Origin of the sequence: Crocosphaera chwakensis CCY0110, from assembly GCF_000169335.1 — a bacterium.
Taxonomy (GTDB): Bacteria; Cyanobacteriota; Cyanobacteriia; order Cyanobacteriales; family Microcystaceae; genus Crocosphaera; species Crocosphaera chwakensis.
This window is the reverse complement of sequence record NZ_AAXW01000148.1, coordinates 1-1,558: the sequence shown is the minus strand read 5'-3', so window position 1 is coordinate 1,558 and position 1,558 is coordinate 1. Positions and strand designations below refer to the sequence as shown.

General features: G+C 43.6%; 2 protein-coding genes and 1 pseudogene. All 3 read right to left on the bottom strand.

Going from position 1 to position 1,558, the window contains the following annotated elements:
- Positions 1 to 6: 6 nt before the first annotated feature.
- Positions 7 to 156 (bottom strand): hypothetical protein, encoded by a 150-nt coding sequence (locus CY0110_RS30645; RefSeq protein ID WP_008278994.1) that lies wholly within the window; start codon positions 154 to 156, stop codon positions 7 to 9.
- Positions 156 to 776, bottom strand: coding sequence for a hypothetical protein (locus CY0110_RS27695; RefSeq protein WP_008278993.1), 621 nt, complete (start codon positions 774 to 776; stop codon positions 156 to 158). The genes CY0110_RS30645 and CY0110_RS27695 overlap by 1 nt, the downstream gene beginning before the upstream one ends.
- A pseudogene (locus CY0110_RS27690) lies at positions 776 to 1,558 on the bottom strand (hypothetical protein); the annotation flags it as partial. The pseudogene CY0110_RS27690 and the gene CY0110_RS27695, both read right to left, overlap by 1 nt.

The window sequence follows — 1,558 nt, the reverse complement described above, 5'->3', positions numbered from 1 at the left end:
TATCCATCACAAACGGCAAAAACGCGCTTCTAACGTTTGTGCAGCCAACATCTGTTGATTAAAAGGATTCTCCTGTAAATAACTAATACACTTACCCAGTCCCGAATCAGAATTCGCTCGTAGTTTAATATGTTTATCCGTTTCTTTTGACACCATTAGGCCACCTCCTTTTGTTCTACTTCATAACCAGAGAAAATCGAAAAGAAGCCCCAAACATCCGTAAAACGGTTAATCAAATTCAATTTCAGAAACTCCTCATTATTTTCTTTCATCTCCTTATCAATCCTTAACGCCTCTCCCAATTCCGAAGGACAAGCCGAGGGCATTAACACCTCTATCCCCTCAAAATAGTCAGACACCAAATCCAACAAAAATTCGGCAGCCCCACCACAACAGAACACCCCATCAATTTCTGTCTTTGGCCGTAACGTCGAATTTAACCAATCAGACACTAACGCCCAATATTCCCTTAAACTCGTATCGTAAGCCATTGAGAGCTTCGATACCTCAATGGCTGCTCGTTCTTTATCCGTCGACTTAGTAATCACCGACCAATTAATCTCACTGGCAATTTTTTTCGGCCAAGACCCTTGTTTCCAATAACCGTTATGTTGGGTCTTAATCGCCCTTAATACATCATTTCTTTCCAATCCTGCCACCTTATGCCCCATTTTATCGGTTAAATCATAAAAACCAAGCTCAGTGGTGCTACAAAGTTGACGACATAACGTGCCTTTCCTAAAAAACAGACTCGACGTATTACGATGGCCAAACATCAAAAAGGCGACATTTTTCTCGTAAAAGCAGACCGGTCATTCATTCCCGTCCACATCGCCAAACCACTGCCTTCCGGGACACACTTATATCGTTCTAACTTCACCTTTAGACGTTGGTGGCGAAAGTAAAACCCACGCAGGGACGACTTTAATTCCGACTCTAACTGTTCCGTTGAAGTGATCTCACCGAAAGGCAGCAACACACCTAAATCTAAACGGAACTCAGTTCCTAACCCTTCTCGTTCTGCGATCGCTCCAATGGCTCCCAAAATCTTAGGGGTAGCGATTTCCCACTTTAACGTTTTTAAATTAACAGAGGCTTTGAAATCATCAGCTACACGCCCCACCGCATGGCACTTTTCCCCTTTCTTAAACTGAATCCAAGCATTATCTTCAGGTCTTCCCATTCCAGAGTCCACAGGTAGAGAAGCTTCTGACTCTGGAGGTAACGCCAAATGTTCCGGTTCCATCACCATATACTGAACATCAGATCCTTCCACTTGATAGAGAATTTTATTCAAAGAACTCCCCACATCAAAGCCGACGATAACCTTCTTAAGCGGTGTCTGGGATTTAGCCCCCTTTGATCTCTTCCGGGGGGTTTTAGTCTTATCTTCCTTCTCCCCATGATTAACCACAGTTTCCATCTGAGACTCAGACTTATGGGTAATGGGTAGCTCCTGAGAGCCATTTGACTCAAGACTCATAGAGTCTACCCCATGCAACGTTTCGCTCATACACTCCTCATGACTCACACTCAACACATCCACTGCCATCTTTTT

Bases quoted from the DNA above. Each gene is read 5' to 3' on its own strand.
- CY0110_RS30645 (WP_008278994.1), bottom strand. From the start codon at position 156: ATGGTGTCAAAAGAAACGGATAAACATATTAAACTACGAGCGAATTCT.
- CY0110_RS27695 (WP_008278993.1), bottom strand. From the start codon at position 776: ATGTTTGGCCATCGTAATACGTCGAGTCTGTTTTTTAGGAAAGGCACG.